Origin of the sequence: Actinospica acidithermotolerans, from assembly GCF_018139625.1 — a bacterium.
Taxonomy (GTDB): Bacteria; Actinomycetota; Actinomycetes; order Streptomycetales; family Catenulisporaceae; genus Actinospica; species Actinospica acidithermotolerans.
The window spans coordinates 1-2,635 of sequence record NZ_JAGSOH010000250.1 but is presented as its reverse complement, the minus strand read 5'-3'; the positions used below and the strand labels follow the sequence as shown (position 1 = coordinate 2,635).

The window sequence follows — 2,635 nt, the reverse complement described above, 5'->3', positions numbered from 1 at the left end:
ACCTGGGATCGCCCAGACGCCCTGCTCACCGTCCCCGCCACCACGACCGCGACCACGACCGCCACCACGACCTGGGATCGCCCGGACGCCCTGCTCACCGTCCCCGCCACCGCTTCCCGCCCCGGGCTCACCGCCCGGTTCAGCGGCGACCACCACCTCCTGATCGAAGCGGGCCCCGCCCGCCTGGACCTCACCGTCCGCGCCCGCATCCACCTCCTCCACCGCGAGCTCACCGCGCGCGGCCTGCTCGCGCCGTCCGCCGGCGTGCCGGAGAACGTCGAGGGCGTCAGATCCCTGCTCCTCGGCTTCGACCCGTCCCGCATCGACCCCCACCGCCTCGCCGAGCAGATCGGCGACGCGTGGCTGGCGACGCCCGATCCCGCGGGCGTCGAGCTTCCGGTGCGCGAGGTGACCATGCCGATCTGCTTCGACGACCCCGACGCGCACGAGGCGATGCGCCGCTACCAGCGCGGCGTGCGGCCGGACGCGCCGTGGTGCCCGGACAACGTCGAGTTCATCCGCCGCGTCAACGGCCTCGGCTCACGCGACGAGGTCTTCGAGATCGTGCAGAAGGCGACGTACCTGGTCATCGGCCTCGGCGACGTCTACCTCGGCGCTCCGGTCGCCGTGCCGCTCGATCCGGCCCACCGCCTGGTGACCACGAAGTACGACCCGCCGCGCACCTGGACCCCGGAAAACGCGGTTGGCATCGGCGGCGCGTACCTGTGCGTCTACGGGATGGAGGGCCCCGGCGGCTACCAACTCGTCGGCCGCACGGTCCCCGTCTGGCGCAAGCCGCCGCCCGACAGCACGCAGTCCGCGCCCGCCGACCCGTGGCTGCTGCGCACCTTCGACCTGCTGCGCTTCGAGCCGGTCGGCCACGACGAGCTGATGGAACTTCGCGCCGGCATCGCAGACGGCAGCGTCGGCCTGCACATGCGCCCGACCACCCTCGACCTCGGCGCACTGCCCGGCCCGGAGACCCCGCTGCCCGCGGAGACGGTCGATTTCACCCGCCGCCGCGAAGCCGCCTTCGCCGCCGAACGCGCCCGCTGGGCCGAAGCCGCGGCCGCAAAGACCGACAGGAGCCCGAAATCATGACCAGGAGTCCGGAATGCGGCCGCAAAGACCGACAGGAGTCCGAAATCATGACCAGGAGTAGGAGTCCGGAATGCGGCCGCAAAGACCGACAGGAGCCCGAAATCATGACCAGGAGTCCGGAATCATGACGCCCGAGCCCGCCGCCGCCCCGGAGTGGATCCGCCGCTTCACCGACGAGGAATCCGCCCGCATCGTCGCCACCGAACTGGGTTCCGAGGATGGTGTGGACGGCGGCCCGCTGTCCGGCGTCCGCTTCGCCGCCAAGGACAACATCGACATCGCCGGAATCCCGTCCACCGCCGCGTTCCCGGTACGCGCCGGCCAGCCCGCCGAATCCTCCGCCTTCGCGGTACGACAACTGGTCCGAGCGGGTGCCGTTCCGGTCGGCAAGACGAACCTCGACCAGTTCGCGACCGGACTTGTCGGCACGCGTAGCCCCTTCGGCGCCTGCCACGCGGTAGGCCATCCGCAGTACGTGTCCGGCGGCAGTAGCTCAGGCAGCGCAGTGGCCGTCGCCACCGGACAAGTCGATCTCGCGCTCGGCACCGACACCGCGGGCTCCGGCCGGGTACCCGCGGCCTTCAACGACATCGTCGGCCTGAAGCCCACCCGCGGACTCATCTCCACCTCCGGCGTACTGCCCGCCTGCCGGTCCCTGGACTGCGTCAGCATCTTCACCCGCACGGTCCACGAAGCCCGCGCCGCCTTCACCGCGCTCGCGACCTTCGACCCCACTGACCCCTACGCACGCCCGATGCCCGCACACCGCCCGCACCTGGCCGCCGTGCCGCGCGTCATCGCAATCCCTGCCCGCGACGTCGCCCTCGACCTAGAGCCCGAACACCGAACCGCTTGGAACGCAGCACTCGACCACGCGCGCGAGATCGCCGAATACGTCGTCGAAATCGACATCGAGCCGTTCCTCGCCGCCGCCCGCCTGCTCTACCAGGGCCCCTGGCTCGCTGAGCGCTGGAACGCCATCGCCTCCATCCTCGGCACGGACGGCCTCGACCACCCCGACCTGGACCCGGCCGTACGCCGCGTACTCAGCGGCGCCGGCGCCATCACCGGCGCCGACACATTCGCAGGCTTCGACGAGCTGGCCCGCCTACGTCGCCTCACCGAGCCCACCTGGGACGTAGCCGACGCGCTTCTGCTCCCGGTCACGCCATGCCACCCGACGCTGGCCCAGGTCGCAGCCGACCCCGTGGGCGTCAACTCCCGTCTCGGCACGTACACGAACTTCGTTAACCTGCTCGACCTGTGCGCCATCTCGGTCCCCGCCGGACGCCGCACTGACGGCCTCCCGTTCGCAGTCCAGCTGATCGCCCCCGCCTTCGCCGACGATCGCCTCCTGGACCTGGCCGCCACGTGGACCGGCGAAAAAGCCGAGGAACCCGCCGACCAGACCGCCCTGCGCCCCGGCTGGTCCCAACTGGCCGTAGTCGGCGCCCACCTATCCGGCCTCCCGCTCAACGGCCAGCTCCGCGAACTCGGCGCCACGCTCTCCCGCCGCACCCGCACAGCCCCCGCC

2 protein-coding genes are annotated in these 2,635 nt (G+C 71.8%); both read left to right on the top strand.

Features of this window, described 5'->3' with window-relative positions; all coding sequences use genetic code 11:
• Positions 1-1,101 (top strand): 5-oxoprolinase subunit B family protein (locus tag KDK95_RS34390; RefSeq protein WP_212522550.1); only part of this gene is annotated, 1,101 nt, incomplete at its 5' end.
• Positions 1,102-1,225: 124 nt separating this feature from the next.
• Positions 1,226-2,635: allophanate hydrolase (gene atzF / locus KDK95_RS34385; protein WP_212522549.1), on the top strand; the 1,410-nt coding region annotated here is incomplete at its 3' end.